This window comes from uncultured Porphyromonas sp. (assembly GCF_902489635.1).
GTDB lineage: Bacteria > Bacteroidota > Bacteroidia > Bacteroidales > Porphyromonadaceae > Porphyromonas.
On record NZ_CABUAN010000014.1, the window covers coordinates 20,501 to 46,123 of the forward strand.

28 protein-coding genes are annotated in these 25,623 nt (G+C 54.2%); 25 read left to right on the forward strand and 3 right to left on the reverse strand.

Features of this window, described 5'->3' with window-relative positions; translation table 11 throughout:
* Window positions 1-2: 2 nt before the first annotated feature.
* The 24 genes from RDM37_RS04150 (at window position 3) to RDM37_RS04265 (ending at window position 21,668) form a co-directional block, all read left to right on the forward strand.
* Window positions 3-1,037 carry a T9SS type A sorting domain-containing protein gene (locus RDM37_RS04150; RefSeq protein WP_308555254.1) on the forward strand — a complete coding sequence of 345 codons (1,035 nt, stop codon included), beginning with the start codon at window positions 3-5 and terminating at the stop codon, window positions 1,035-1,037.
* A gap of 36 nt (window positions 1,038-1,073) precedes the next feature.
* Complete coding sequence (locus RDM37_RS04155) at window positions 1,074-2,051, forward strand: hypothetical protein (protein ID WP_308555256.1); 978 nt, start codon at window positions 1,074-1,076, stop codon at window positions 2,049-2,051.
* Window positions 2,052-2,132: 81 nt separating this feature from the next.
* Window positions 2,133-3,143, forward strand: coding sequence for a hypothetical protein (locus RDM37_RS04160; protein WP_308555258.1), 1,011 nt, complete (start codon window positions 2,133-2,135; stop codon window positions 3,141-3,143).
* A gap of 505 nt (window positions 3,144-3,648) precedes the next feature.
* Window positions 3,649-4,074, forward strand: coding sequence for a 6-carboxytetrahydropterin synthase (locus RDM37_RS04165; protein WP_308555260.1), 426 nt, complete (start codon window positions 3,649-3,651; stop codon window positions 4,072-4,074).
* 1 nt (window position 4,075) lies between these two features.
* Window positions 4,076-4,681: a 7-carboxy-7-deazaguanine synthase QueE gene (locus RDM37_RS04170; RefSeq protein ID WP_308555262.1), complete on the forward strand. Its 606-nt coding sequence runs from the start codon at window positions 4,076-4,078 to the stop codon at window positions 4,679-4,681.
* Between the two features lie 15 nt (window positions 4,682-4,696).
* Window positions 4,697-6,694 carry an OmpA family protein gene (locus RDM37_RS04175; RefSeq protein ID WP_308555264.1) on the forward strand — a complete coding sequence of 666 codons (1,998 nt, stop codon included), beginning with the start codon at window positions 4,697-4,699 and terminating at the stop codon, window positions 6,692-6,694.
* Window positions 6,695-6,714: 20 nt separating this feature from the next.
* Window positions 6,715-7,281 carry a dTDP-4-dehydrorhamnose 3,5-epimerase gene (rfbC, locus tag RDM37_RS04180; RefSeq protein WP_308555265.1) on the forward strand — a complete coding sequence of 189 codons (567 nt, stop codon included), beginning with the start codon at window positions 6,715-6,717 and terminating at the stop codon, window positions 7,279-7,281.
* 11 nt (window positions 7,282-7,292) lie between these two features.
* The gene (gene rfbB / locus RDM37_RS04185; protein WP_308555267.1) at window positions 7,293-8,438 is read left to right on the forward strand and encodes a dTDP-glucose 4,6-dehydratase; all 1,146 of its coding nucleotides are present in this window, start codon (window positions 7,293-7,295) and stop codon (window positions 8,436-8,438) included.
* Window positions 8,435-8,992 (forward strand): fumarylacetoacetase, encoded by a 558-nt coding sequence (locus tag RDM37_RS04190; RefSeq protein WP_308555269.1) that lies wholly within the window; start codon window positions 8,435-8,437, stop codon window positions 8,990-8,992. The genes rfbB and RDM37_RS04190 overlap by 4 nt, the downstream gene beginning before the upstream one ends.
* Window positions 8,993-9,028: 36 nt before the next feature.
* Window positions 9,029-9,676, forward strand: coding sequence for a ribulose-phosphate 3-epimerase (gene rpe, locus RDM37_RS04195; protein ID WP_302777023.1), 648 nt, complete (start codon window positions 9,029-9,031; stop codon window positions 9,674-9,676).
* A gap of 42 nt (window positions 9,677-9,718) precedes the next feature.
* Window positions 9,719-11,239 carry a ComEC/Rec2 family competence protein gene (locus tag RDM37_RS04200; RefSeq protein ID WP_308555272.1) on the forward strand — a complete coding sequence of 507 codons (1,521 nt, stop codon included), beginning with the start codon at window positions 9,719-9,721 and terminating at the stop codon, window positions 11,237-11,239.
* 75 nt (window positions 11,240-11,314) lie between these two features.
* A complete protein-coding gene (locus tag RDM37_RS04205; RefSeq protein ID WP_308555274.1) occupies window positions 11,315-11,764 on the forward strand; it encodes a hypothetical protein in 450 nt (149 codons plus the stop codon).
* Window positions 11,765-12,324: 560 nt separating this feature from the next.
* Window positions 12,325-13,761, forward strand: coding sequence for an aspartate ammonia-lyase (locus RDM37_RS04210; protein ID WP_308555276.1), 1,437 nt, complete (start codon window positions 12,325-12,327; stop codon window positions 13,759-13,761).
* Between the two features lie 54 nt (window positions 13,762-13,815).
* The gene (locus RDM37_RS04215; RefSeq protein ID WP_308555278.1) at window positions 13,816-14,220 is read left to right on the forward strand and encodes a DUF4878 domain-containing protein; all 405 of its coding nucleotides are present in this window, start codon (window positions 13,816-13,818) and stop codon (window positions 14,218-14,220) included.
* 52 nt (window positions 14,221-14,272) lie between these two features.
* Window positions 14,273-14,677: a hypothetical protein gene (locus RDM37_RS04220; RefSeq protein WP_308555280.1), complete on the forward strand. Its 405-nt coding sequence runs from the start codon at window positions 14,273-14,275 to the stop codon at window positions 14,675-14,677.
* A gap of 48 nt (window positions 14,678-14,725) precedes the next feature.
* The gene (locus RDM37_RS04225; protein WP_308555282.1) at window positions 14,726-15,373 is read left to right on the forward strand and encodes a hypothetical protein; all 648 of its coding nucleotides are present in this window, start codon (window positions 14,726-14,728) and stop codon (window positions 15,371-15,373) included.
* 47 nt (window positions 15,374-15,420) lie between these two features.
* Window positions 15,421-15,963, forward strand: coding sequence for a hypothetical protein (locus tag RDM37_RS04230; RefSeq protein WP_308555284.1), 543 nt, complete (start codon window positions 15,421-15,423; stop codon window positions 15,961-15,963).
* A 101-nt stretch (window positions 15,964-16,064) separates the two neighbouring features.
* A complete protein-coding gene (locus RDM37_RS04235; RefSeq protein ID WP_308555286.1) occupies window positions 16,065-16,352 on the forward strand; it encodes a hypothetical protein in 288 nt (95 codons plus the stop codon).
* 207 nt (window positions 16,353-16,559) lie between these two features.
* Window positions 16,560-17,612 (forward strand): lysylphosphatidylglycerol synthase transmembrane domain-containing protein, encoded by a 1,053-nt coding sequence (locus RDM37_RS04240; RefSeq protein WP_308555287.1) that lies wholly within the window; start codon window positions 16,560-16,562, stop codon window positions 17,610-17,612.
* The gene (locus RDM37_RS04245) at window positions 17,609-19,069 is read left to right on the forward strand and encodes an aminoacyl-histidine dipeptidase (protein ID WP_308555289.1); all 1,461 of its coding nucleotides are present in this window, start codon (window positions 17,609-17,611) and stop codon (window positions 19,067-19,069) included. The genes RDM37_RS04240 and RDM37_RS04245 overlap by 4 nt, the downstream gene beginning before the upstream one ends.
* 13 nt (window positions 19,070-19,082) lie before the next feature.
* Entirely contained in the window at window positions 19,083-19,973 is an 891-nt protein-coding gene (gene fabD / locus RDM37_RS04250) for an ACP S-malonyltransferase (protein ID WP_308555291.1), read from the forward strand.
* 97 nt (window positions 19,974-20,070) lie between these two features.
* Window positions 20,071-20,550: a cytidine deaminase gene (cdd, locus tag RDM37_RS04255; protein ID WP_308555293.1), complete on the forward strand. Its 480-nt coding sequence runs from the start codon at window positions 20,071-20,073 to the stop codon at window positions 20,548-20,550.
* Between the two features lie 46 nt (window positions 20,551-20,596).
* Window positions 20,597-21,235, forward strand: a complete 639-nt coding sequence (locus RDM37_RS04260; RefSeq protein ID WP_299367408.1) for an AAA family ATPase — start codon at window positions 20,597-20,599, stop codon at window positions 21,233-21,235.
* A 7-nt stretch (window positions 21,236-21,242) separates the two neighbouring features.
* Entirely contained in the window at window positions 21,243-21,668 is a 426-nt protein-coding gene (locus tag RDM37_RS04265; RefSeq protein WP_299367411.1) for a DUF695 domain-containing protein, read from the forward strand.
* Window positions 21,669-21,790: 122 nt separating this feature from the next.
* Here RDM37_RS04265 and RDM37_RS04270 read toward each other — a convergent pair whose 3' ends face one another.
* From RDM37_RS04270 to RDM37_RS04280, 3 genes are read right to left on the reverse strand one after another with little or no spacing between them, the layout of a single operon-like run.
* Window positions 21,791-22,477 (reverse strand): RluA family pseudouridine synthase, encoded by a 687-nt coding sequence (locus tag RDM37_RS04270; protein WP_308555295.1) that lies wholly within the window; start codon window positions 22,475-22,477, stop codon window positions 21,791-21,793.
* Between the two features lie 19 nt (window positions 22,478-22,496).
* Window positions 22,497-23,246: a 3-oxoacyl-[acyl-carrier-protein] reductase gene (fabG, locus tag RDM37_RS04275; RefSeq protein WP_308555297.1), complete on the reverse strand. Its 750-nt coding sequence runs from the start codon at window positions 23,244-23,246 to the stop codon at window positions 22,497-22,499.
* Between the two features lie 5 nt (window positions 23,247-23,251).
* Complete coding sequence (locus tag RDM37_RS04280; RefSeq protein WP_308555299.1) at window positions 23,252-23,869, reverse strand: TetR/AcrR family transcriptional regulator; 618 nt, start codon at window positions 23,867-23,869, stop codon at window positions 23,252-23,254.
* A gap of 107 nt (window positions 23,870-23,976) precedes the next feature.
* On the opposite strand from RDM37_RS04280, the gene RDM37_RS04285 reads away from it, so the two are divergent.
* Entirely contained in the window at window positions 23,977-25,146 is a 1,170-nt protein-coding gene (locus RDM37_RS04285) for a HAMP domain-containing sensor histidine kinase (RefSeq protein ID WP_308555302.1), read from the forward strand.
* Window positions 25,147-25,623 lie beyond the last annotated feature (477 nt).

A 25,623-nucleotide genomic window follows, 5' to 3' on the forward strand; every position in this document is an offset into this window, starting at 1 on the left:
CAATGAAGACAATTACATACAAGGCACTACTCCTATGCCTGATCCTACCCCTCATAGCCACAACCAGCTATGGGCAAGAGGAGTTTGACCCCAACCGCTACCTAGAGCTCACCACGACGCTCAACGCAGGGGAGAAGGTAGAGATCGCAATCAGTAAAGATGCTTGGATCGATCTCAACGCCAATGGTCAGCAAGACGAAGGCGAAGTGGTCAGATTAAAGTCCGTAGACGGTCAGCCTGATCAAGGCATACAGAAGTTTACCGTAACCCTATCGGCACAGACCTTTAGGATCTATGGCAACTTTAACGAGATCATACTACGTAAGTGGAAACTCTCCAAGATCGACGTTAGTCGTATGACACAGCTCACCTACCTAGGCGTACCCTATAGTAAGCTGGAGGAGATCGATCTGTCGGCACTGACCAAGCTCAAGAGCTTCGAGGGGCGCAATAACCGGTTTACTGAGTTAGACCTATCGCATCAGCCCGATCTAGAGCTGATAGAGGTCATCTCCAACGATCTGACTCGTCTAGACATCACCAAGAAGCCGCGTCTCTACTTCGTCGGTGTCGCACACAATGCAATACGAGACGAGGCGATGGACCTCCTTGTCAATGCGCTGCCTATGCGCAGCGAGGGCGAGTTCAACGAAGGCGAGCTATATGTCTACACGCTCAACGAGCCTACCGAAAAGAACTATATGACCGACCGACAGGCTGCCATAGCTGACGGTAAGTATTGGAACGTGCAGGCTTGGGACAAGTCTCGTGGTGACTGGGTCAAGTACCTAGGCGAGCCCACAGCAATCACAGAGGTAGCTACCGCTCAGACGGAGCTTAGAGCTCTCTACTCTGGCTCGGCTCTCGTCCTCGTAGGTACTACCCTCGATCAGCCTATACAGATCTACGACTTTTCGGGAGCCCTCCTAGCCTCCTTCGCAGGGAGTCAGGAGACCACCACATACCCCATTGCACTACCTACAGGCAGCTACATCATCACCCACTGCGGAGCGACAGCCACACTGCAAGTACTATAAGTTTATCTCTAACAACAATCAAGCATATACTAAGCTATGAACAAACTAGCTACACGATTCATCCCCCTCATCCTGCTCTTGCTACTACCACTCAGCACCCATCTGCGTGCTCAAGTGACGCCAGCTCCTACCGACGGACCTCGTCTTACCATGACGACCAAATACCCCGCTGGCTCCCAGATAGGTATAGCCTTTGTGCCTCACGATGAGACCGTCTGGGTAGATGTCAATGGCAACGGCATCTGCGACAGAGGCGAGGGCAGAGCCAAAGGCAACGTTGGTAAGACAAACGTCATGATTGTCACGCTTGTCAAGCCGAGCATCACTATCTATGGGCCCGTAGATGCGATCCGCTTTGGAAGCCTAGCCCTCATAGAGGTCGAAGTCACCAAGATGCCTAAGCTAAAAGAGATCCAGTGCTTCGACAATCAGATAGACCATCTAGACCTCTCTGGTAGCACAGGACTACAAACGCTCTTCTGCTTTCAAAATCAGATCTCCTCGCTAGATCTCTCTGCATGTAAGGAGATAAACGACATACGTTGCTTCTACAATCAAATCGGAGAGGAACAGATGAATGCGCTGATGAAGAGCCTCCCCGATCGTACTGAAAAGAAGAAAGGACTCATCATAGCACTCGACACGACCAATCCGGAGGATAAAAACGTCTGCTCTGTAGATGCCGTCAAGGTCGCTCTAGATAAAAACTGGGAGGTCAACGACTTCCACGGGGACAGGCAGACCTGGACAGGAGTGCCTTACAAAGGCTCTCCCTCAGCAATCCAAGAGTTGCTCCCAGACACCCCCATCGTCTACTACGACGGGGCTACTCATGCGCTAGTCTTGGCCGGCAACGCTGGTGCGCCTTACGCTCTATACTCAGAGACCGGCTTGCTGCTGACCTCAGGGGTACTAGACGCTAGCGGTCAGTACCAGATAGCGATGAGTACCTATCCCGATGGGGCTTATATACTCAGTCTCGGAGGCGAGAGCTTTAAGATCTACCACATCTAGGTCAGAGTGTAATCTACGTGGGGCGTGTCACCTAGAGGAGACACGCTCCACCATACACTAACACACAGTAATACACCAACTATGTCTCGACATCACATCACATATCTCATCAGCCTCCTCTCGCTACTGGCACTACCCGCTCTCGGGCAGAATCCTTTCAAGCCAGTTGCTACCGATGGCGACCGCATCGTCCTAACCACCGCCATAGAGCGTGCTGACGACATCTCATTCGTCATACGTCCTATAGAGCATGGTGTCTGGGTCGATCAGAATGGCGATGGTCAGTTCCAAAGAGAAGAGATGGCCAGCAATCCTGAAGATGACCTTGATGAGCCAGGACAATTCCTAGTATCCTTTCAGGTCACATCACCTCAGATCACAATCTATGGCAAGATAGACCAACTCATCATCCAAGACCGCAAAATAACCAACGTAGACCTAACACACGCCACAGCACTCAAGACTCTAGAGGCGTACCGCAATGAGATATCCTCGATCATGATACCGGCAGGTCTACCACTAGAAGATCTCTGGCTGGCTGATAACAATCTGCAGGAGATAGACTTCTCCAATTGTAGCAAGTTGTGGTTCATCGAGCTCTACAACAATCAGATCTCAGAGCAGGCTATGACCAAGGCCTTTAACACCTTGCACCACGCAGCACCCGTTGCTGATCCCGAGCTAGACATCCCCGAGCCGACCATTCAGGTGATCGACACGCATAGCGACCATGAGGGCAACGTATGCAACGTCGACGCCGTAGCTCATGCCAGAGAACTCGGCTGGGCTGTCTACGATCTAGCAGGAGACACACAAAATTGGATCGGAAAGCCTTACGATGGTTCGCCCGTGGGCATCACGCCTATCTCGTCGCACATGCCGACCTGCAGCCGTATGCCTGGAGCGATCAGACTAGACTCGCTAGAGCCTCACAGCACCATCACACTCTACGATATGGAGGGACGCACGCTACAAGAGTTCTCTACGTCCACCAGCACAGTTACGATCCTTCTGGTAGCCGAGCAGTCTGCTACGCCCTACCTCCTCACGATCCAGTCGCCTGAAGGGCAGCGCGTGAGCGTCAAGCTCTAACCCGCATAGCGAGCCTCGAGTCGCAAAGGCTGCACCATTAAGTAGCACTTATAGATGATAGCCACGTAGGGAACTCAATTCCTACGTGGCTATTTTTCATTCTCCACGTGGACGAGAAACAATTCTTCGGACTTATCATTTCATTCCTCCGAAGTTTCATTTCATTCTTCCGAAGTTTTATTTCACCCCCACGTGGGGATCATTTCGTCCCTCCCTTGGGATCTTTTCGTCCCTCCGTGGGGATCTTTTCGTCCCTCCCTTGGGATTTTTTCGTCCCAACGCGGGTGGGAGATTTTCGTCCCATCAGTATGGGACGGGCCTTCCGGACTATTTATCATATTATGCACGTATCCCAATCGACTCGTGCAACCCGCTGTATGGACGCTGAGCAAGACGACTCCTATTGGGACGAACGTCTCGCTTTGACACAACGGATGCAGGGGCTTCGTAGCGTGATGAATCTTTGCGACAGTCTTCTTTTTCCTTACCTTTGTGACACTTAACTATGACGACAGTAGAGAGATATCACGATATAAGTATGGGACACCGTGTCGTGGGACACGAGTCGAAGTGTCGCCACCTACACGGACACAACTACCGAATACACTTCACTTGCTCCGCAGCACAGCTCGATGAGCTGGGGCGGGTGATAGACTTTGGCGTAATCAAGGAGCTACTCTGCATGTGGCTGGAGGAGCATTGGGATCACAAGATGATGATCTACGATGAGGACCCGCTACTTCCCTCACTACGGGAGCTGGTGCCAGAGGATCTGGTCGTGGTGCCCTTTAATCCGACGGCCGAAGCCATGGCGCAATACCTCGTCGAGACGGTTGCTCCCGCACAATTGGCCAGCACGGGCGTGACGCTCGTCAGTTGCCGTGTCGAGGAGACGGCACGATGCAGCGCTACCTACTCACTACCTATATAGTATGCAGCCGCTACCGGTCAACGAGATCTTCTACAGCCTCCAGGGCGAGGGAGGACAGATGGGACGCGCGATGCTCTTCGTGCGACTCTCGGGGTGCAATCTCTCCTGCGACTACTGCGATACAGACTTTGCGGGGCATCAGCTCATGACCCCTCAGGAGATCTTAGCGCAGCTGGAGAGCTACCCCTGCCGTGACATCCTCTGGACTGGTGGCGAACCGACCTTAGCACTGCGGGAGGAGCATATAGCTTTCTTTCACGAGCATGGCTATCGTCAGTCTATCGAGACAAATGGCACACGCCCCGTGCCTCGGGGACTGGACTACGTCACCTGTTCGCCCAAGCCAGAAGCAATAAGTGGCCTGCAGGAGCGTTTTGTAGATAACTACCCTGACGGCATCGATGAGGTGCGCTGGCCCCTACAACTAAGTGCTCCCCTACCGCCACCCATTGAGCAGCTGGCCGAGGCACGTCGTTACTATGTCAGCCCCGTAGAGGAGACGGGCGTAGAGATGTCGGCCGTTGTGGCGCGCTGTATGGACTTTGTCTTAGCCCACCCCGAGTGGCGGCTCAACGTACAGCTACACAAGTTGCTAGGGTTTCGCTAAGTAAACGGTTTAACCATGAAAGTCTCGTCGTCACATATTCGCTGGTTGCTCGTGCTACTCCCGTGCGCTATGGCGCTCTGTAGCTTGATGAGCTGCAAGAGTGTGACGCTGAGCAAGGCGGAGCTGTACGACCATACGGGACGCTATGCCCTCGCAGCCGATAGCTACTACACGCTCTACCGCAAGACCTCTCGCAAGAAGCCGGAGCGACGGGCTTACCTAGCTTTCAAAGCTGCGGAAAATTACCGACGACTGGGCAACACACCCCGCGCGCTCAACTGCTACAACCTAGCGCTCTCGGGCGACTACCCCGACTCGATCCTTCACCTACGCATTGCTCAGGAACTACAACAGCTAGCGCGCTGGCGGGAGGCGGGCAAAGCTTACGAACAGTTTCTAGAGTACTACCCACACGATTACTTCGGACGCATAGGCCTGGAGAGCGTGCGTCAAGCCGATTCGCTCCTCGCCCACCCCACGGGACACACGGTTGAGACGGATCGACTCTTGATTTCTCCCTATGCCGAGTTTGCCCCTTGCTATGCACCAGATGGCACGATACTCTACTTCACCAGTAGCCGTGTGCCTCTCCGTGATATGCTGCAGGAGAGCGAGGTGACGGGGCTGGGGACGAACAATCTCTATATGATCAAGCAAGACGCCTCGGGCAAGTGGTCTCGCCCCGACAGCGTGCCGGGCAGTGTCAATACGCCCGAAGATGAAGGTACCCCCTCCATCACGGCAGACGGCAACACGCTCTACTACTCCTATGCTGAGCAAAGCTCCACCTACGACCGCACCGTGCAGATCTACAAAGCGTCTAAGTCTAGCCAAGGGGGCTGGGGCAAAGGCGAGCGCGTACCCATCTGGGAGGACTCGCTACGTATGGCGGCGCACCCCGCCATTGACGCTTCGGGACGATACCTTTACTTCGTGAGCGAGGGAGCTGGCCTGGGTGGCAAAGACCTTTACCGCATATCCCTCAGCGAGCATGGCTGGGGTAAGCCAGAGAACCTCGGCAACGAGATCAATACGCCTGGCGACGAACTCTTTCCCACGATGGTGGGCGACAGTACCCTGTACTTCTCCTCCAATGGACGTGTGGGGCTGGGCGGACTAGACCTATACAAAGCGCAGATGGACTCGCTCGGCGGGTGGCAGGTGACGCATCTGGGCGCTCCGATGAACTCCACCGCCGATGACTACGCTCTCACCTTCGCTCCGAAGCCGCAGTCGGGCTTGGCAGAGGAGGGTTACCTCTCCTCGACTCGTGGCGACCAGCGTGGACGACCACATCTCTACCGTTTCTCATTGCCCGCCACCATCATCCGCATCGACGGCTTCGTGATGGACCGTGAGGGGTACGGCATCCCGCAGGCGACGGTACGCATTGCCGATGAGCAAGGTTTGCTCGCCACGCCCATTGTCTCGACACGTGACGACGGCTCTTTCGTCCTTGAGATCGCGGGGTCCAACCGCTACGTGCTACACGCCTCGCACCCGGACTACCTCAACCAATACATGCCGCTCGTGACCGACAGTGCCACCGAGAGCACCGACTACTTGGTTGACTTTTACCTAGCTTCGCGCCTGCACTCGGAGCAGATCCACGACATCTACTACGACTTTGACCGAGCTTCGCTACGCCCCGAGGGAAAGAAGAGCCTCGACTACCTAGTCACGCTCCTAGAGCAAAACCCCGACGTGCGCCTAGAGCTGAGCAGTAACACCGATCGCAAGGGTTCGCAGGCATACAATCAGAAGCTCTCGCAGCGTCGTGCGCAGAGTGTCGTCGACTATCTTATCGCCAAGGGCATTGCGGCTGACCGCCTAGAGGCTCGTGGCTACGGCAAGGAGCGCCCTTACGTAGTGACCAAAGGGATGGCGGCGCGCTTCGATTGGCTGCCCGAGGGGCAGGAGCTAACGGCCGAATGGGTCGGCGCGCTGACTGAAGAGCAGCAAGTCGTCTGCGACCAGCTCAACCGTCGCACTGAGTTTACCGTCATACAATAATATATAGAGTGACCTAAGCAATGATACATTACCAAGCAGATCCAGACCTAGCGGGCGTCTATCTCATCGAGCCAGACTGCTACGGCGATGCGCGGGGCTACTTTGCCGAGACTTACCGCACGGCAGATTTTGCAGCGACCGTCTCGCCTAGACCATGGGTGCAGGAAAACGAATCCTCCTCCGTCCGTGGCGTCTTGCGGGGTCTGCACCTTCAGCGGGGCGAAGCTAGCCAAGCGAAGCTGGTGCGCTGCGTAGTGGGCGAGATCATGGATCTGATCGTTGACCTACGACGAGATAGTGCCACTTACGGGCAGTGGCGCAGCTATCATCTCTCGGAGACAAACCATCGGCAGCTCTACATCCCGAGAGAGTTTGCGCACGGCTTCCTCGTACTCTCGGAGCAAGCGAAGTTTCTCTATAAGGTGGACAACGGCTACGCCCCCGAGAGCGAGCTCTGCATACGCTATGACGACCCGCAGCTGGCGATCCCCTGGGAGTCGTGGGGCATCGCACCCGAAGAGCTGATCCTTTCGAACAAAGACCTACGGGGCATCTCCCTAGCCGACTACACCGCATCACGCTTTTGACACCTTACGCTATGACTTCATACCGACATACCTACGCTGTGACTGGAGCTGCTGGCTTCATCGGCACTAACCTCGCTTACTACCTGAGCGAAGCCCTCGCCCCTGACGAGCGAATCGTACTGATCGACAAACTAACCTACGCTGGCAACTACCGCTCCATCGAACCGCTCATCAACAACGAACGGGTCATCTTCGTGCAGGCAGACATCTGCGATGCCGAAGCGATGGATGACCTCTTCACCCGCTATGCGCCGCACTTCCTGATCAACCTTGCTGCCGAGAGCCACGTCGATCGAAGCATCGAGGACCCCGCCATCTTCGTACGCACCAATATCCTCGGCGTGCAGACCTTGCTAGATACTATTCGCAACCATTGGTCTACCACCAGTGGACGAGGCTCTTATCCCGTATGGCAGGAAGGGCGTATGATGCTCCAGGTCTCCACGGATGAGGTGTACGGTTCGCTTGGCAAGGAAGGCTTTTTCGTAGAGAGCACACCGCTCGACCCGCGCAGCCCTTACAGTGCTGCGAAAGCTTCGGCAGATCTCCTCTGCCAAGCGGCCGTTCACACGCACCATGCCCCAGTCGTTTGGACTAGATGCTCGAACAACTATGGTCCCTACCAGTTTCCCGAGAAGCTCATCCCGCTCGTCATCCGCCAATGTCTCCTTGGCAAGGAGATACCGATCTACGGCACGGGCGAGAATGTGCGTGACTGGCTCTACGTCACCGACCATTGTCGTGCACTCCACCTCGTGGTGACCCAGGGGAAAGCTGGTACAGCGTACAATATCGGTGGCCACAATGAGCATACCAATCTAGAGATAGTCCGCATCATCATCAACCAGCTACACGATCGTCTGAGCAAAGAGCCAGCGCGTGCCGAGCGCATCTCTGAGATCTTAGGCACTCAGGTTCAGCCCGAGCTAATCAACGAGCAGCTGATCACCTTCGTTCGCGATCGTCTCGGTCACGACGCTCGCTACGGCATCGACCCTACCTTCATTCATAAGGAGCTAGGGTGGCTACCCTCGATCCCCTTTGCCGAGGGCATCGGCTACACGATCGACTGGTACCTCGACCACTTCGACTGGGTCAAGGGTATCACCGATGAGGACTACCAGCACTACTACCAGCAGATGTACAGCGGACGATGAAGGTCTACGGCATAGACGACGAGTCGCGGCTCTTTTACAAAGGCGAAGCACTCCTTCGCCCGGGCTACCCCTTCTTCGTTCCACACCTCGAAGCAGAGTGGTGCGCTATCCCTTCGCTCGCCATCAAGATAGGGCGGACGGGCAAGTGCGTGGCATCTCCCTTTGCCGAGCGATATATCGAGTCGTGCGCTGCTGGCTGGGACATCACCAGCCGCTCGCTACTTGCTGAGCTACGCGAGGCGAGCGCGCCATGGGAGCGTGCTAAGGTGTACGACGGCAGTGCCGTAGCCCTCGACTGGCAACCCCTTGACACAACGCTCGCAGAGCACTTCACGCTAACCCTCTCCGAGCAGAGCTGGACGCTCGCCCGAGAGGTGGTCCGCCAAGCACTTTCGCTCCTCTCCGAGTGCCTCACCATTCACACGGGCGACGTACTCCTACTCAACGCTATCCCCATAACAGCGGCTCCCGCCATTGCTCCCGAGCAACAGCTCTCCCTCACGCTACAAGCAGGCGAAAAGCTTCGCTCCACTACCCTACTACGCATCAAATAAAGCATCAATATCGAATCGTCTTAAAACCCCTTCACTATGGCTATTGTATCTCCCTCCCTCCTCAGTGCTGACTTCCTGCATCTCGCCGACGAGATCACGATGATCAACGAGAGTCAGTGCGACTGGCTCCACATTGACGTGATGGATGGTGTATTTGTCCCGAATCTCTCCTTTGGCTTTCCCATCATTGAGGCGATACGCCCCATCTGTCAGAAGCCTCTCGACGTGCATCTGATGATCGTCGAGCCGTGGAAGTTCATCGACCAGTTTGCCAAGCTCGGCATCCATATTATGAACGTACATTACGAGGTGTGCCCTCACCTGCACCGCACGCTACGGGCTATCCGTGAGGCGGGTATGCGTCCAGCCGTCACACTCAATCCGCACACCCCCGTGGAGCTTCTCACCGACATCCTCTGCGAAGCCGACATGGTGCTCCTCATGAGTGTCAACCCCGGCTACGGCGGGCAAAAGTTTATCGAGCACTCTATCCGCAAGGTCGAGCGTCTGCGCAAAATGATCCAAGAGCAGGGTCTCTCCACCCTCATACAGGTCGATGGCGGGGTCAACCTCGAGACGGGTCGCCAGCTCGTCGAGGCGGGTGCCGACTCGCTCGTAGCTGGCAGTGCCGTCTTTAAGGCACCCAGCCCCAAGGATATGATCGCACAGCTACACGCCTTGTAAGCCACCTTGCACTACCTCGTCCGAGGGCTACACGCCACAATCATGCGCCCAGCATTGGTGACACTTCTGTCGCTAGTGCTGGGCATTCATCTAGGTAGTCTCGGGCTACTGGCAGCGCAGTGGTACTTCCTCGGCATCGCCGTGGCGACACTCCTCCTCGTCCTCTCTAGACTTTGGCGCAAAGCACTCCTCGCTGGCTCCGCTTGGTACCTACTCCTTCTCTGCTCAGGAGCTTGTCTAGCCACCATACCACGAGAGCGGGTAGCGCAGCTTCCACAGCCCTGCAAAGAAGCGACTTACCTCGTCACCATCTCCCGTCCGCCCACTGCGCGTGAGCAGGGCTGCCGTGCCGAGGCTATCATCGAGCAGGCGACAGACCCAAGTGGAGCTCTCCTAGCTCACTGGACTGGCCAGCGCATCATGCTGTACCTATATAATGACTCGCTGCAGCTCACGCCTCGCACCAGTTACCTCGTCCGTGGACGGCTCACACCACTAGAGCAAGTCTCCTCGTCAAGCTATCAGCACTACCTCCTCTCACGAAAGGTCTCGGGCGTGCTATCCACCTCCACAGCTGAGCCTTGCAATGAGCCAACGACCACCTACTGGTCACGATGGGATCAACTACGCTACCTCGCCTATACCCTCCAGCAGCGCATCGGAGGCACGCTAGACGAGATCGACCGGCTTACCCCGCTACAGCGAGAGACGCTCCGTGCTATCTGCCTAGGCGATCGCTCCGAAGGTACCATCGCAGAGGGACAGTTTCGCTCCGTAGGCGTCGCACATCTGCTGTCGGTCAGTGGCTTTCACGTTGGGGTCGTCTTACTACTCATCTACTGGCTGATACGCTATCCGCTACGGCTCATACGCAACGTCCACACCGCTTACCTTCTGCGCTGGAGCCTCACTCTCATAACGGTATGGATCTACGCTTTTATCTGCGGACTCTCCATCCCGACACTCCGCGCCTCGCTTATGTTCTCCATCTTTGCTGTAGCACGTCTCCTAGGGCGCTCCACCGATCGGCTGAACGTCTGGGCGCAGGCGGCTGCCCTCCTGCTTATTATCTCACCCTACGCACTCTTTGACGTAGGCATGCAGCTCAGCTTCGGAGCGGTGCTAGCCATCTTTGTCACTTGGGGCGCACTCAACCAACGCATCACGCCGAGTAGCTCCCGTATCGTCAGCTACCTTTACTACCTCATCGTCACGACCCTCGCCGTACAACTCTTCGTCTGGCCTATCCTCGCACGCAGCTTCGGCACCACAGCCATCTGGCTACTCCTCGCCAACCTCCTCCTGTCGCCTCTAGCCACGCTGCTCATCATCACGGGGCTAGTCACCATGGGACTGCTCGCCCTCGGGCTCCCCACGACGCTCCTACCGCTGCTTCTCATCGGTGTGAGCGATCTCACCAGCGGTGCGATGACACTCCTCGAGCAGCACTTCACCGCTCAGCTCACCATCACCATGCCGCTCTGGCTCTGCATCGCTTACTACCTCCTCCTCTACGCCTGGGTGCAGTACCTCCTAGCCCGTCCCCGCCCCATACGCGTCTAGCTACGCCCCCCTATTGCCTATTTGCATGAATAACACTACATTTGCTGTAGAGGTTGTTCACTTAACTAACACACTATGCACAACAAAATCACTAATCTCAGACAGATACTGTGCATGACCCTACTAGCCATCGGCGCAGTACTCGCAAGCGTCTCCTGCAGACAGGAAGTGCGCAAAGACCCAAGCGTGGCTCTTATTGGGACAGCCTGGGAAATGCTAGACACGCTCTATAATTCGAACGATACGTTAGTCGTATTGTCTACGTCACTCCACTTCGAGAGTGCCACCGCAGGACACTATCTCCTGAAGATGGCAGATGATCCCGAAAGCATCACCTACCCGCTCCTATATAAGTATCTAGCAGCACAAGATTGCTACCAGATCTATTCCAACCTTCCTCCCGATGCCGGCATGATTATAGACACTTGCTGGGCTAAAGTGGACTGGGAGCACAACCTTCTCTGGTGCTACGGAGACAAAGATCTGAAGGATCAGGATCCAGACTTCTGCCGCCGTATCAAGTGACGCGTCAAGCCAAAGTTCTGACCTGACGCTCTAGCAAGCCGCTTTACATATCTTTACGGGAAAATTCGTCCGATTCCCTCCTTTCTCGAATATCCACGTGGAAAATCTCAAATCTCCACGTGGATATTTTTTATTTTCCACGTGGGCGTCATTCATTTCCTCCGAAGTTTCATTTGATTCCTCCGAGGAATTTTTTATTCCCCACGTGGAAAATAAAAATTCTCCACCTGGATATTTCAAAATATCCACGTGGAAATCACTTTTCCCCGACACAGATCCGTATCGATATGTAGTCGAATCTAAATTATTGTAACACGCCGAGGTTGAATTTCCCCAGCCTGAGATAACGCATCATAATCGCTCTGTCAGGAGCTACACATCAGCGACAAACGAGAAGTCGAGAGGTAGATGAGCTCATTGTATATAATACGTCAGCCTGGATTCTTAGATTCAATAGTCGCAATAAGAAAATAAAGAGGTATCTTTGCCAAACGGATTGTACAGTCACGCTTCGGTGACCGACCTTCACAGCGAAATACAGATAATACAACTATATAGATATGACGGCTAATAAGCAAATGAGAACCGAGGGCGACCTGCTAGGCGATCGCCAACTACCCGCAGACGCACTCTATGGGGTGCAGACGCTACGCGGTATGGAAAACTTTCAGATAAGCAACTTCAAGCTGAGCCAGTACCCTTACTTCATCAAGGGACTTGCCTACACCAAGTGGGGCGCAGCTATCGCAAACCACAGCGAGGGCATCCTCACCGATGAGCAGTACGAGGCTATCGTCTTCGCCTGCAAGGAGCTGATCGCAGGCAAGCATCACGATGCTTTTGCAGTGGATATGATCCAGGGTGGTGCCGGCACGACAACCAATATGGCAGCCAACGAGGTGATCTGCAACATTGCCCTGAAGAAGATGGGACACAAGCCTGGCGAGTACAAGTACCTCGCTCCCAATGATGGAGTCAACGCTTCGCAGTCTACCAACGATGCTTACCCCACAGCTATCCACCTAGGACTATACCCCAAGGGGCTGGAGGTGTACAAGCATGTCGAGCAGCTCGCAGCAGCACTTCGTGCCAAGGCTGAGGAGATGAAGCATGTCCTCAAGATCGGTCGTACGCAGCTACAAGACGCTGTGCCTATGACGCTGGGGCAGACTTTCCACGGCTTTGCCTCTATCCTAGAGGATGAGCTACCAAGACTCAAGAGTGCCAGCGAGGAGTTCCTGACGGTCAATATGGGTGCTACCGCCATCGGTACTGGTATCGCCTCAGAGCCTGGCTATGCAGAGGCTTGTGTTAAGGCTTTGGCACAGATCACGGGCTGGCCAGTCAAGCTGAGCGCTGACCTCGTCGGTGCTACGAGCGATACCTCTGTAATGATCGGCTACTCATCCGCACTACGCCGCATCGCTGTCAAGATCAATAAGATCTGCAACGACATCCGTCTCCTCTCCTCTGGTCCTAGAGCTGGTATCGGCGAGTTCAACGTACCAGCTATGCAGCCAGGCTCCTCAATAATGCCCGGTAAGGTGAACCCCGTTATCCCCGAGGTGATGAGCCAGGTATGCTACAAGGTGATGGGCAACGATACGACTGTCCTGATGGCTGGCGATGCTGCTCAGATGGAGCTCAACGCTATGGAGCCCGTCATGGCTCAGTGCTGCTTCGAGAGCTCAGACCTGATGATGCGTGGTATCACGACCCTCATCGAGCGTTGTATCACTGGCATCACACCCAACGAGGAGCGCTGCCGCCAGCAGATCGAGGCATCGATCACGATCGTCACGGCACTCAACCCGATCATTGGTTACAAGAATTCAACCAAGATTGCCAAGGAGGCACTTGAGACGGGCAAGGGTATCTACGAGCTAGTCCTAGAGCATGACATCCTAGACAAGAAGGATCTCGATGAGGTGATGGATCCCAAGCACATGACCCAGCCCTCGAAGCTAGATCACATCAAGCCTAAGAAGCAACTGTAAGCTTCTTATACTATAAAGGAAATAGAAACTACAAACCTTTTAGACCAATTTATTATGAAGAGATTAGCTTTAATCAGCTTTGCGCTCGTCAGCATGCTGGCGTTTGCTGCTTGCTCTAGTCCTACGAAAAAGGCAGAGCGAGTCACCATGGACTTTGTCAATGCTCTCAACGCTAGCGACTACGACAAGGCTCGTAGCTACACGGCATCGGAGCAGGCTGAGGCTTATGTGGGGCTTGTTGAGTACTTTGACTCCGAAAAGTCTGACGACTCTGAAGAGGCAAAGGCAGCGAGAGCTAAGATCACGAGCCGTATCACCCGCACGGAGCAGCAACAGGACACGGTCATCTGCTATGTAGAGACCATCGAGCCTTCAGACAATCCAGACACTATCAATCAGAAGGTGCTCCTCACCAAGGTGGACAACGAGTGGAAGGTCGTCGAAGTACCTATGAAGTAACCGAGGTTTAGACCAAGTAAAGACTATACAGTCCTCCAATCTTAATCAGCGTATGAAAAGAGCCATCTTTTTAAGCCTAGCATTCGCTAGTCTATGGGCATTTATCTCTTGTAGCACTCCTACTCAACAAGCAGAGCAAGTAACTCGAAAGTTCTTTGATGCTATACTTGACCAACGCTTTGACGATGCAAAAAAGTACGCAGGAGATAGTAGAGTAGAAGCTTATGTAGACGCTATAGCTCAAGCCTCTCAGAATGAAGAAGAGATCAGCAAAGGGTTTGACTTGTCCAAAGTAGTATACAACATCACTCAGGCCAAAGAGATGGACAATGCGATTATCTGTTATGTGGAAATCTCGGAACCATACACAAACAAAAGCTCCGAAATGTCTCTACAGAAAGTTGTACTCAAGCAAGTGGATAACAACTGGAGGATTGTTAACTTTATCATGGACTAACCTGGACGGTAGCCACTCAGGCACGCGCACTCTAGACTTAATCTCTAGATGAAGTCTATCTATCACAAGCCCCAAGAGCTAGCGAGGTCTCTCCTTTTACTGCTCTTGGGGCTTATATTATGTGGAGCTGTCGCTTGCTCCGCACACCACGAGCGAGAGACCATCGCTATCGATACAACATCTCTGCGGCCTGGTAGTCTCATACTGCGTCGTGGCGAGGGGATGCTCTCGACCTTCTTTAGCAAGATAGCCTCCGAGGGGCAGCTCTACAGTCACTGCGGGATCATCGACTACGACTCCACGGGTCAACGCTGGGTCGTATGGCACGCCTATCAGGATAGTTCGCTCGGTGCTGACGGTATCTTCCGTCAGTCGCTAGACAGCTTCGTGATGGAGTCGGAAGCGGTGGCTATCTATCCAGCTCTCGCACTAGACAGCTTAGGCTTGCAGAAGATGAGAGCCTACATAGCACTACATCGCCCTGGGGGGCAGTACCCCAAGAGGTTTGACTCGCGCTTTGACCTAAGAGATACGACCACGCTCTACTGCACCGAGTTTGTCGCACTCGCTTACTGCGCCACCAAAATTCCCGCCTATCAAGTGCAGCCGACAGGGCACAACGTCGCAATACCCTACACCTATTATACTCTTGATGATTTGATCAAAACTGTCAACGCCTTGCACATTCAAAAATAATGCGTATATTTGCATCAGTTAATAATCACTTACACTAAAGAGATACTATGAAAAAACTATTTGCAATTGTTGTCGCTATGCTAGCATTAGGCCTTGTCTCTTGCAACAAGCAGAAGAAGAACCGCGACTACGACTCTACAAGAGACGACATCGAGTCTCTTCGAAATCTACTAGATGACGAAGACAATGATGAGAGCGAAAGCTATGATAATAGCTCTGATGAGTCTGAAGGCCTCAAGGAGATTGAGAAGGAGTACTCTCAAGCACTTAAGGAGCTAGAAGATCTCTACAAAGAGGATGAGATAGAGTCTAGCGAGTACAAGAAGCTCAAGAAGGAGCTGAAGCAGCAGAAAGATGCAGCTATAAAGATCTATAAGAACTCTATGAATGCGGCTAAAGGTATGACTGACGAGTCTCTAGACGACGCTCTAAAGGAGTATCAGAAAGCTCTAGAAGAGTCTCAGAAACTCATGGAGGATGCTGAGAATGATTTTTCTTATCAAGCTAAGGATCTCGACAGCAACACTCTGACTAAGGTCGGAGAACTATATTACGCAAGTCAGGTGGCCTCGAGGCTACCTGACTTGTGACTTTTACGAATTGAGGAATGTACGAAACTCCCCCCCCCTTGCAAATTCAAAAATAATGCGTACCTTTGCATCAGTTACTAATCACTTATACTAAAGCTAATATGAAGAAAGTATTTGTACTCGTAGCTGCTGTTGCAGCTCTAAGCCTTGTTTCTTGCAACAAGGAGAACAAAAGTCAGGATGCTCAGCAAGCTGAGCAGAATGTTGAGAACGCTCAGGAGAATCTTGACGCAGCTGCTCAGGATCTACAGAACGCAACTCAGGATGCAGCTCAGGTCGCTGTAGATGAGACTCAGCAGGCAGCTGAGGCTGCAAAAGCAGCCGTAGAGAATGCTACTGACCAGGCTCAGCAGGCAGCTGCTCAGGCTAAGGAGGAGATCAAGAAGTAAACACCAACTTCTCTAGATCATCTCAATCTGAGATAACCTAAGCAACCAAACTTAACGAAGGTCACCTAGTCCTCTCTATGAGGGTTAGGTGACCTTTGCTGTTGGATACTAGCTGTTAGCTGTTAGCTGTTGGCTGTTGGCTAGAGCTACTAGGGACACTAGAAAACTAGGCTCTAGCCTCTAACTTCTTTTTCGTACTTTTGGAGCGTGAAGACAAGACACTCCTGGCAATGGTGGCTAAAGAACTTCTTGCCACTCCTCATAGGGCTAGCGATACTGTTGTACCTCTATCGCCATCTAGAGCTCGCAGACACGCTACGCTTATTGCAGCATGGCGTGCGCTACGAGTATCTTCTCTTGTCTCTACCTATGGGACTCCTGGGCAACGCCACGCGAGGCTATCGCTGGCACCTCCAGATGCGACCGCTATACACGCCCTCTGCACGACCCATCAATCCGATCTTGATCACCATCGGGAGCTATGCGGTCAACTTTGTCATACCTCGTGCCGGCGAGGTGTGGCGCTGTACCGAGATGAAGCAGCGAGAGGACTATACGCTCTCGGCAACGGTCGGCACGCTCCTAGTAGATCGTCTCTCAGACATGATCGTTGTGCTAGCTCTCTTCGTGGCTATGATGCTGTTTCAGCCAGGGACTATATCGCAGATCTTAGCTGCTCAGGGCTTATCGCTCGGCGATAACTTAGGCGACCTCTTCTCGTCAGACTACACTACAGCGTGGCTGATGGCGGGCGTCTCACTCCTCGTCATCGTGCTGGTCCTCTATCGCTTCAGAAAGAGTAGATTCATGCAGCGTGTACGAGAGAAGCTCCGCTCCGTACTGCAAGCCGCTTCGACACTGAGAGGCTGGCGCGCCTGGACTCAGTTTATCGTACTCACGATCCTCTTGTGGCTCTTTTACTACTACTTCTTCTATCTCACATTTGGAGCCTTTACCTTCACGGCTGAGCTAGGGCATCGGGTTGCTTTTGCATCCTTTGTCCTCTCCACACTGATGATCGCTATCCCCACACCTGCGGGTGTCGGTCCGTGGCACTACGCAGTGATTATATCGCTGACAGCCTTTGGTGTGAGCGAGGCCGAGGCAGGACTCTTTGCTTTGATTGTACATGCTGTACAGACACTCTGGACCATTATTACGGGGATTATTGCTATATTTGCCTTACCAATAGTCAATAGGCACTACAAACGTGCCTCCTCACTGGAAGACACTTCAAAAAATAAAGAGAATAAGCTATGATGAACAAAGCTGACTACCAAAAGCTCGCCCCCTCCACACTATGGGGCTATTTCTATGATCTCACACAGATACCCCGCCCCACCGGCCACTGTCAGGCTGTGCGGGAGTATGTCGTTGCCGAGGGTAAGCGACTAGGACTAGAGACCCATGTAGATGAGGTGGGCAACGTGTTGATCCGTAAGCCAGCCACACCAGGACTAGAGGATCGTCCCGTAGCTACCCTACAGGGGCACCTAGATATGGTACCTCAGAAGAACTCGGACAAGGTGCACAACTTCGAGACCGATCCTATCCAAACGATGCAAGAGGGCGACTGGATCACGGCCGATGGCACGACGCTTGGTGCGGACAACGGTATGGGCGTTGCCTTCTCTCTTGCAGTCCTCGCTGATGATACGCTCAAGCATGGTCCCATCGAGGCTCTCTTTACCATTGATGAGGAGGTCGGCATGGACGGTGCCAATGGTCTTAAGCCAGGCTTTAGCAAGGGTGACATACTCCTTAATATAGACTCCGAGGTAGAGGGCGACCTCTTCGTCGGTTGTGCTGGTGGTATCGATGTCAACGTCTCTCTAGAGTACCAAGACAACCACGAGCCTGATGAGGACGAGATAGGCGTACGCCTTACGATCAAGGGACTCAAGGGCGGACACAGCGGTGTGGACATACACCTCGGTCGTGCCAATGCCAACAAGCTCATGGCGCGTCTCCTCAAGGAGGCTGTCTCGCAGTGCGGTGCTCTAGTCGCTGAGATCGATGGCGGTAACATGCGCAATGCGATACCTCGTGAGGCGGTCGCTCTGCTCTCTGTCAAGGAGGACGACACTGAGGCGCTCTGGGAGCTGGTATCCGACTACGAGGAGATCTTTAATAAGGAGTTTGCAGGGATAGAGAACCACATCACCGTCTCTCTAGAGCGTTGTGACCGTCCTAAGACGATTCTCCCCGACGAGATACAAGACGCGCTGATCCATGCGCTGAATGCTTGTCAGAATGGTGTCATCTCTATGCTCTCTGAGTTCCCCGACACGGTAGAGGCTTCGTCGAACCTAGCTCAGGTACAGGCTGGCGAGGGACATATCTCTGTCCGCTTCCTCGTCCGCTCCTCTAGTGACTCGCGCAAGATGTGGGTCGCCTCTAGCATCGAGAGCTGCTTCCTACTGATGGATGCTCGCGTAGAGTTTGACGCTTCCTATACAGGTTGGCAGCCCAATGCTGAGTCTCACATTATGCAAGTAATGTGTCAGGCCGCCAAGGAGATCTACGGCAAGGATCCCGCTGTCAAGGTGATGCACGCCGGTCTCGAGTGCGGTATCATACAGGGTGTCATGCCCGATATGGACATGATCTCCTTCGGACCTGAGATCCAGCACCCACACTCACCCGATGAGCGCGTGAGCATCTCCTCCGTGGAGCGTAGCTACCGCATGCTCGTCCGTGCTTTGGAACTAATCTAATCGATAATAACAGATGAAAAAAGCTTTTGTATTCCCAGGTCAGGGCGCACAGTTCGTCGGTATGGGTCAAGAGATCTATACGAAGAGCGAAGCGGTACGCCAGCTCTTTGCCGAGGCAAACGAAGTGCTAGGCTTTGACCTAACCAAGACCATGTTTGAGGGTACTGAAGAAGACCTCAAGCAGACGAAGGTAACACAGCCCGCTGTCTTCCTCCACTCTGTGGCTATGACGGTGGCGCTCGGAGATGCCTTTGCTCCAGACATGGTTGCGGGTCACTCGCTGGGCGAGTTCTCGGCACTGGTTGCGAGTCGCGCCTTGCCTTTTGCCGATGCACTGCGACTTGTCTCGGAGCGTGCACTCGCTATGCAGGCAGCTTGCGAGGCACACCCCTCGACGATGGCAGCAATCATCGGACTGCCTGACGACAAGATCGAGGAGATCTGCCGTGGCATCTCGGGTCAGGTGGTGGTCCCTGCGAACTATAACTGCTCGGGTCAGGTAGTCATCTCTGGCACGATGGAGGGTATCGCTGAGGCTTGCGAGCAGCTCAAGGCTGCGGGTGCTAAGCGTGCGCTACCGCTCAAGGTGGGCGGTGCCTTCCACTCACCGCTCATGCAGCCCGCCAAGGAGCGTCTGCAGCGTGCTATCGAGGCAACGACCTTTGCCACACCGATCTGCCCGATCTATCAGAATGTAGATGCTCGTCCTCATACCGATGTGGAGGAGATCAAGGCCAATCTGATCGCTCAGCTCACGGCTCCCGTACGCTGGACGAAGAGTGTCGAGGCGATGGTTGCCGATGGGGCTACGCACTTCGTAGAGCTAGGGCCAGGCAAAGTCTTAGCAGGTCTTATCGGTCGCATCGCAAGCGATGTGACCTGTGAGAGCTTGGCAACGATCTAATGAATCTTTGCAAGAACTAAGGAGAGGACAAGTTCGGCTAGTCATCTAGTTGAGCTTGTCCTCTAGTTTTTATTCAGACATCTAAGTAGATAGTATTATGAGCGATAAGGAGTTACTAATACCCTACACGCGGCTACCCCGCTCGGAGTGGCCAGAGGTTTACGGACGTCTCGAGGAGGCTGCCGTAGAGGCTACCCGCCGGTCGTATGCCCCGTATAGTCACTTTCACGTAGGAGCTGCGGCACAGCTGGAGGACGGCGAGATCGTGCTGGGGTGCAATCAGGAGAATGCCTCCTTCTCGCCCACGCTCTGTGCTGAGCGAACGGCGCTCTACGCCATCGGGGCGCACCACCCAGGAGCTGTCGTGGAGCGGATGATGATCGTCGCTGAGACAGAGGGCAAGCGTGTCGAGGCGATCTCCCCCTGCGGCGTGTGCCGACAGGTGATGATGGAGACGGTAAAGCGACAGGGCAAACCCTTTGAGGTAATTCTCTGCGGACCTGACGAAGCTATCGTTATTAGCGACTGTCGGCTTCTCTTGCCCTTTGCCTTTGATGGCTCAGACATTCCCTCGTAGTGCTAAGCGCATCCACCTTTTGTAGAGACCTATTTACCATTAGTATATGGCTTATCGCATCATTACGATCAGTAGACAGTATGGCTGCGGAGCTCGCACCATAGGGCGTCAGCTCTCGGAGCAGCTCGGCTTGACCTATTACGACAAGGAACTCATCCGCATGATCGCCGAGGAGAGCGGCTACGCGGCCGACTATGTCGAGGAGCAGAGTGAGTACGCCTCGACGTCGGGGCTGGACTTCATGCCGATGTCTCACGGAGCACTTTTCTCCGTTCCTATGACGGGACTCGTCGAGACCCCCTCGGTGACCCGCTATCTCAACGACTTCATCCTCAAGCTAGCCGAGGAGCACCCCTGCGTCATCATCGGGCGCAGTGCCGACTACATCCTGCGAGACCGAGACGATGTGCTCAACGTATTCCTCTATGCCGATGTCGAGGCGCGTGTCAAGACGCTCCTAAAGCGAGGCGACGAAGAGACAGAGGACGCAGCGCGCAAGCGCATTGAGCAGTCCGACCGAGCCCGCCGCAAGAACTATAAGCAGATGACCAATCGGGAGTGGGGCGAGTCGACCAACTACCACCTCTGTCTCAATACGGGAGCCTTCGGAGCGGCCTGCTGTACCGACATCATCGCACACGCCTACCAGCTCCCCTGCGGTGGCGTGACTATTGGCAAAAAGTAAACCCACTATGCGACTGACGGACAATTGGTTCAACGGCTTGGCCGAAAGCGAAGCTGGCCAGACGGTTCACCTGCATGTGCGTGATGAGCTGGAGGAGTTTCGTGCTACGGGCAAGTACCGCTTTGTGATCGAGATCGCTTACCCCTTTGACGGCGAGGGCATAGAGCCATCGGATACGGACACAGCGCAGATAGAGGCGGTGGACGAACTGCTCCAGACCGCCATGGAGCGGGACAAGATGGCGATCCTTACAGCCTCTATCCTAGAGCCAGGGCGCAAAGTGTGGCTCTACGTAAGTCGCACGTACGACCCCTTCTTCGATCGCCTCGAGGAGGTGCTGGCAGAGCTGCCCCTCTTGCCACTACAGTTTGAGGTAGTCCAGGACTCCGACTGGAGCTACTACCAGGAGCTACTGGACAAGCTACAGCCGTAGCCCAACAAACCACCCATATCCACAAATGCAAAAGGAGACTGTTGCAAAAGTCAACAGTCTCAAAAGGAGAGCCCCACGCTAGGTGAAGCTCTCCTTTTCTTTTGTCTCGTCGGCTTGCTAGGTTACTTCGTATGGCTCAGCAAGGACCAGATAGCGTCGTCCTCAGGGTACGGCGCGATGACCTCTATTTGCTCATGAGTGACAGGGTGCTCAAAGCTCAAGATACGCGCATGGAGCGAGATGCCGCCGTCTTTGTTGCTCCGTGGAGCACCATACTTGAGGTCCCCCTTGATCGGGTAACCCATGTGGCTCAGCTGCGTACGTATCTGATGATGCCGTCCCGTGTGTAGCGTCACGGCCAGCAGACTATAGCGGTCGCCCACGGCGAGACGCTCGTAGGTGAGCCAAGCGCGCTTAGCCTCAGCGTGAGGCTCCGTCACGACGTAGCTCTTGTTTTGCTTGCGATTGCGATAGAGCAGATCCTTCGCCTCGCCCGCTTTCTGGGGAAAAGCTCCACAGACTACAGCGTGGTAGACCTTATGGATCTCTCGTCGCTGAAACATAGCATTGAGCCGTGCCAGAGCCTTCGAAGTCTTGGCAAAAAGCACCGCTCCCGACGTCGGTCTATCGATACGATGCGTGACCCCAACGAACGCTCGCCCAGGCTTGTCGTACTTATCGATGAGATAGCGCTCGACAAGCTCCGAGAGCGGTGTATCGCCCGTGCTGTCACCCTGTACGAGCATCCCCGCCGGCTTATTGACGATGAGGAGATGATTGTCCTCGTAGAGGATCTGTAGGTCAGGCATCGGTCTGCTTACTAAAGCATTACATATTCATACCGCCGCAGCAGGAGAGCACCTGTCCTGTCATGTAGGAGGAGAGGTCGCTCGCGAGGAAGAGTGCCACATTGGCCACATCCTCAGGCTTACCACCACGACGTAGCGGGATCTGCTTAGCCCACTCCTTGCGCACCTCCTCGCTGAGGACAGCCGTCATATCGCTCTCGATGAAGCCGGGTGCGATGCTGTTGGCACGGATACCACGTGAGCCGAGCTCCTTGGCAACGCTCTTAGCCAGTGCGATCATACCAGCCTTAGAGGCCGAGTAGTTCACCTGACCCGCATTGCCCGATACACCGACGACGCTCGCCATATTGATGATGCTACCCTGACGCTGCTTCATCATGACGGGAGCTACGGCGTGGGTCATATTGAAGGCGGACTTTAAGTTGACATTGATCACCGCATCCCACTGCTGCTCCGTCATACGTAGGAGCAGACCGTCACGGGTGATGCCAGCATTATTGACTAGGACGTCCAGCTTGCCAAAGTCAGCAACGATCTGATCAATGAGCTGATGCGCTGCCTCAAAGTCTGCCGCATTGCTCTCGTAGGTGCGTATCGTGACCCCGCACTCCTTGGCTAGCTGAGCGTAGTAATCCTTTGCTTCGTCGGCAACCTTGAGGTCACTGATAGCTACATGGCATCCAGCCTCTGCATACTTCGTGGCGATCGCCTTGCCGATACCACGTGCTGCTCCGGTGATCAGAGCCACTTTGTCCTGAAGTAGTTTCATAGATTCTATTGAGTTATAGGTTTTGTATTTGCATGATTGGTCAGTCCCTGTCTGAGTAGTTGCTTCATCGCTGCGATGATACGTAGGTAGTCCTCCTTACCGTACTCATGGTGGTAGCGATTGATGTAAGGAGCCTCCAGGCTCTTGAAGCTCTTGAGGAGCAGGTAGGCTGTCGAGTTGATATCTGGGACCACCAGCTCTCCTCGATCGTGTCCCTCCTGTAGGATCCGCTTGAGCATATCGTACTCGCTCTGGTCATACTTGAGACGAAGGCGCTCGATGTTGAAAGTGTCGCTAAAGAAGCTCGCATTATGCTCGCCCTGTCTCTGCACCGTCTTCTGTATCAGCTGCAGATGATTGTCCAGCAGCACCATCAGTTTAGTGATCGCATCGGCAGGACGAGACAGCACCTCGCTCAGCGACTGGCTCATCAGACTGATCTCCCGCTCTATGACCGCCATGAGCAGCGCCTGCTTGTCCTTATAATAAGTGTAAACCGTGCGCCGACTGCACCCCACAGCCTCTGCAATAGCGACCATAGTCGTCTCCTCGACTCCTTGCTGCACAAAGAGCGTGTGAGCCATTTGGACGATGCGCTGGCGCGTGTGTTGTGTAGAGGTCATAGGTGCGTGAACGATAATAAAAGCGTGAGATATTCGTTACAAAGATACAGCTTTGCGCCGAATGTACCCTTTGGGATCGAGCGCACGCCATTCTAATTCTCACCCACATGTCATCCTCCAGGAGATTACTCGGCTCCCTGCCTACCAATATACTACTTGTCGTGCTGGCGCTCGTCGTGGCACTCCTCCCGCTCATCCTCTCGGAGCCACTCGTGAGACGCATGGCCGACGAGGAGCGACTCAAGATGCAGACCTGGGCCGAGGCGACCGAGTGCATAGCTAGCCAAAGTGACGAGCAGCTCAATGCCCTAGCCCTCCAAATCCTAGAGTCAAACACCACCATACCGCTCATCCTCACAGATAGCCTCGGGAATATCTTGGGATACAAAAACATTGACTCCGTGGCGGTCGCTCGTGACTCGACCTATCTGGCGAAGCGGCTCACAGCTTTTCGCTCTGGCTACGCACCCATCGAGATAGACCTAGGCACCGCTGGGCGCCAATACCTTTACTACAGCGACAGCAGTAATCTGAGGCGCTTGCTACGCTTCCCCTATCTGCAGACAGGGATCTTCATCCTCTACATCATCATCCTCGTCCTCACCATTCGTAGCCTACTGCACTGGGAGCAGGACCGTATATGGGTCGGTCTCAGCAAGGAGACCGCCCACCAGCTCGGCACGCCCATCTCCTCGCTCATGGCGTGGACCGAACTGCTCAAGAGCTACGACCTACCCCCCGAAATCATCGAGAGCATCGGCCAAGATGTCAATCGTCTCGAGCTGATCGCCCACCGCTTTCAAAAAGTCGGCAGCCTACCCGAACTCACCCCCATAGAGCTCAACGGACTGGTCGCCACCTCCGTGCAGTACCTTTCACGACGCATCTCCAGACAGGTAGAGATCGTCTTTGAGCCAGCGCCCGAGGAGCTCTACTGCCTCATCACGCCCGACCTCATGAGCTGGGTCGTGGAGAACATCGTCAAGAACGGCGTCGACGCCATGGACGGCAAGGGCACGATCACCATCACCACTGAGGCTCACGGCAAGAACGCCTACCTAGAGATCACCGACACGGGCCGTGGTATGACACGTGCCACGCAGCGGATGATCTTCAAGCCAGGCTTCACCACCAAGGAGCGTGGCTGGGGGCTCGGCTTATCGCTCGCACGTCGCATCATACGTCACTACTTCCGCGGGCGCATCTACGTCAAGCGCTCCGAGCTACAAGTCGGTACCACCTTCCGCATCACCCTCCCCCTGCAGCCGCTCCCCTAGCTAGCCAGCCCGCCGTCCGCTCTCAGCCAAAATCGGAAACGGAATACGGCCAAAAGTGGAAACGACGAAAGAAAGCTTTCCAGTTTAAGCTGATAGCGAGCGGGTTAGAGCGAAGGCCTCTGGAGTGTATCAATGACGCTTTCTAGAGAAGCAACGTTGCTGTGCGGAAGGCTAAAGCTTCCCACGTAGGAAATTCCAAATAGCTAGCAGGGAAATTAAAATTCTCCACGTAGGCGCGAAATAAAACTTCGGAAGAATGAAATGAAACTTCGGAAGAATGAAATGATAAGTCCGAAGAATTTTCCTGCGCCTCACTGGATAATCAGAGATCTCCACTGGGGTATTTTCGATTTCCTCCATAGAGAGGTTGATGAGCTTATTATATATAATGTGTCCGCCCTGCCCTCTAATCTCTATCCTCCAATCTCTAACTTCTAACCTCTAATCTCTATTTACATATCTTTACGGGGAAATTCG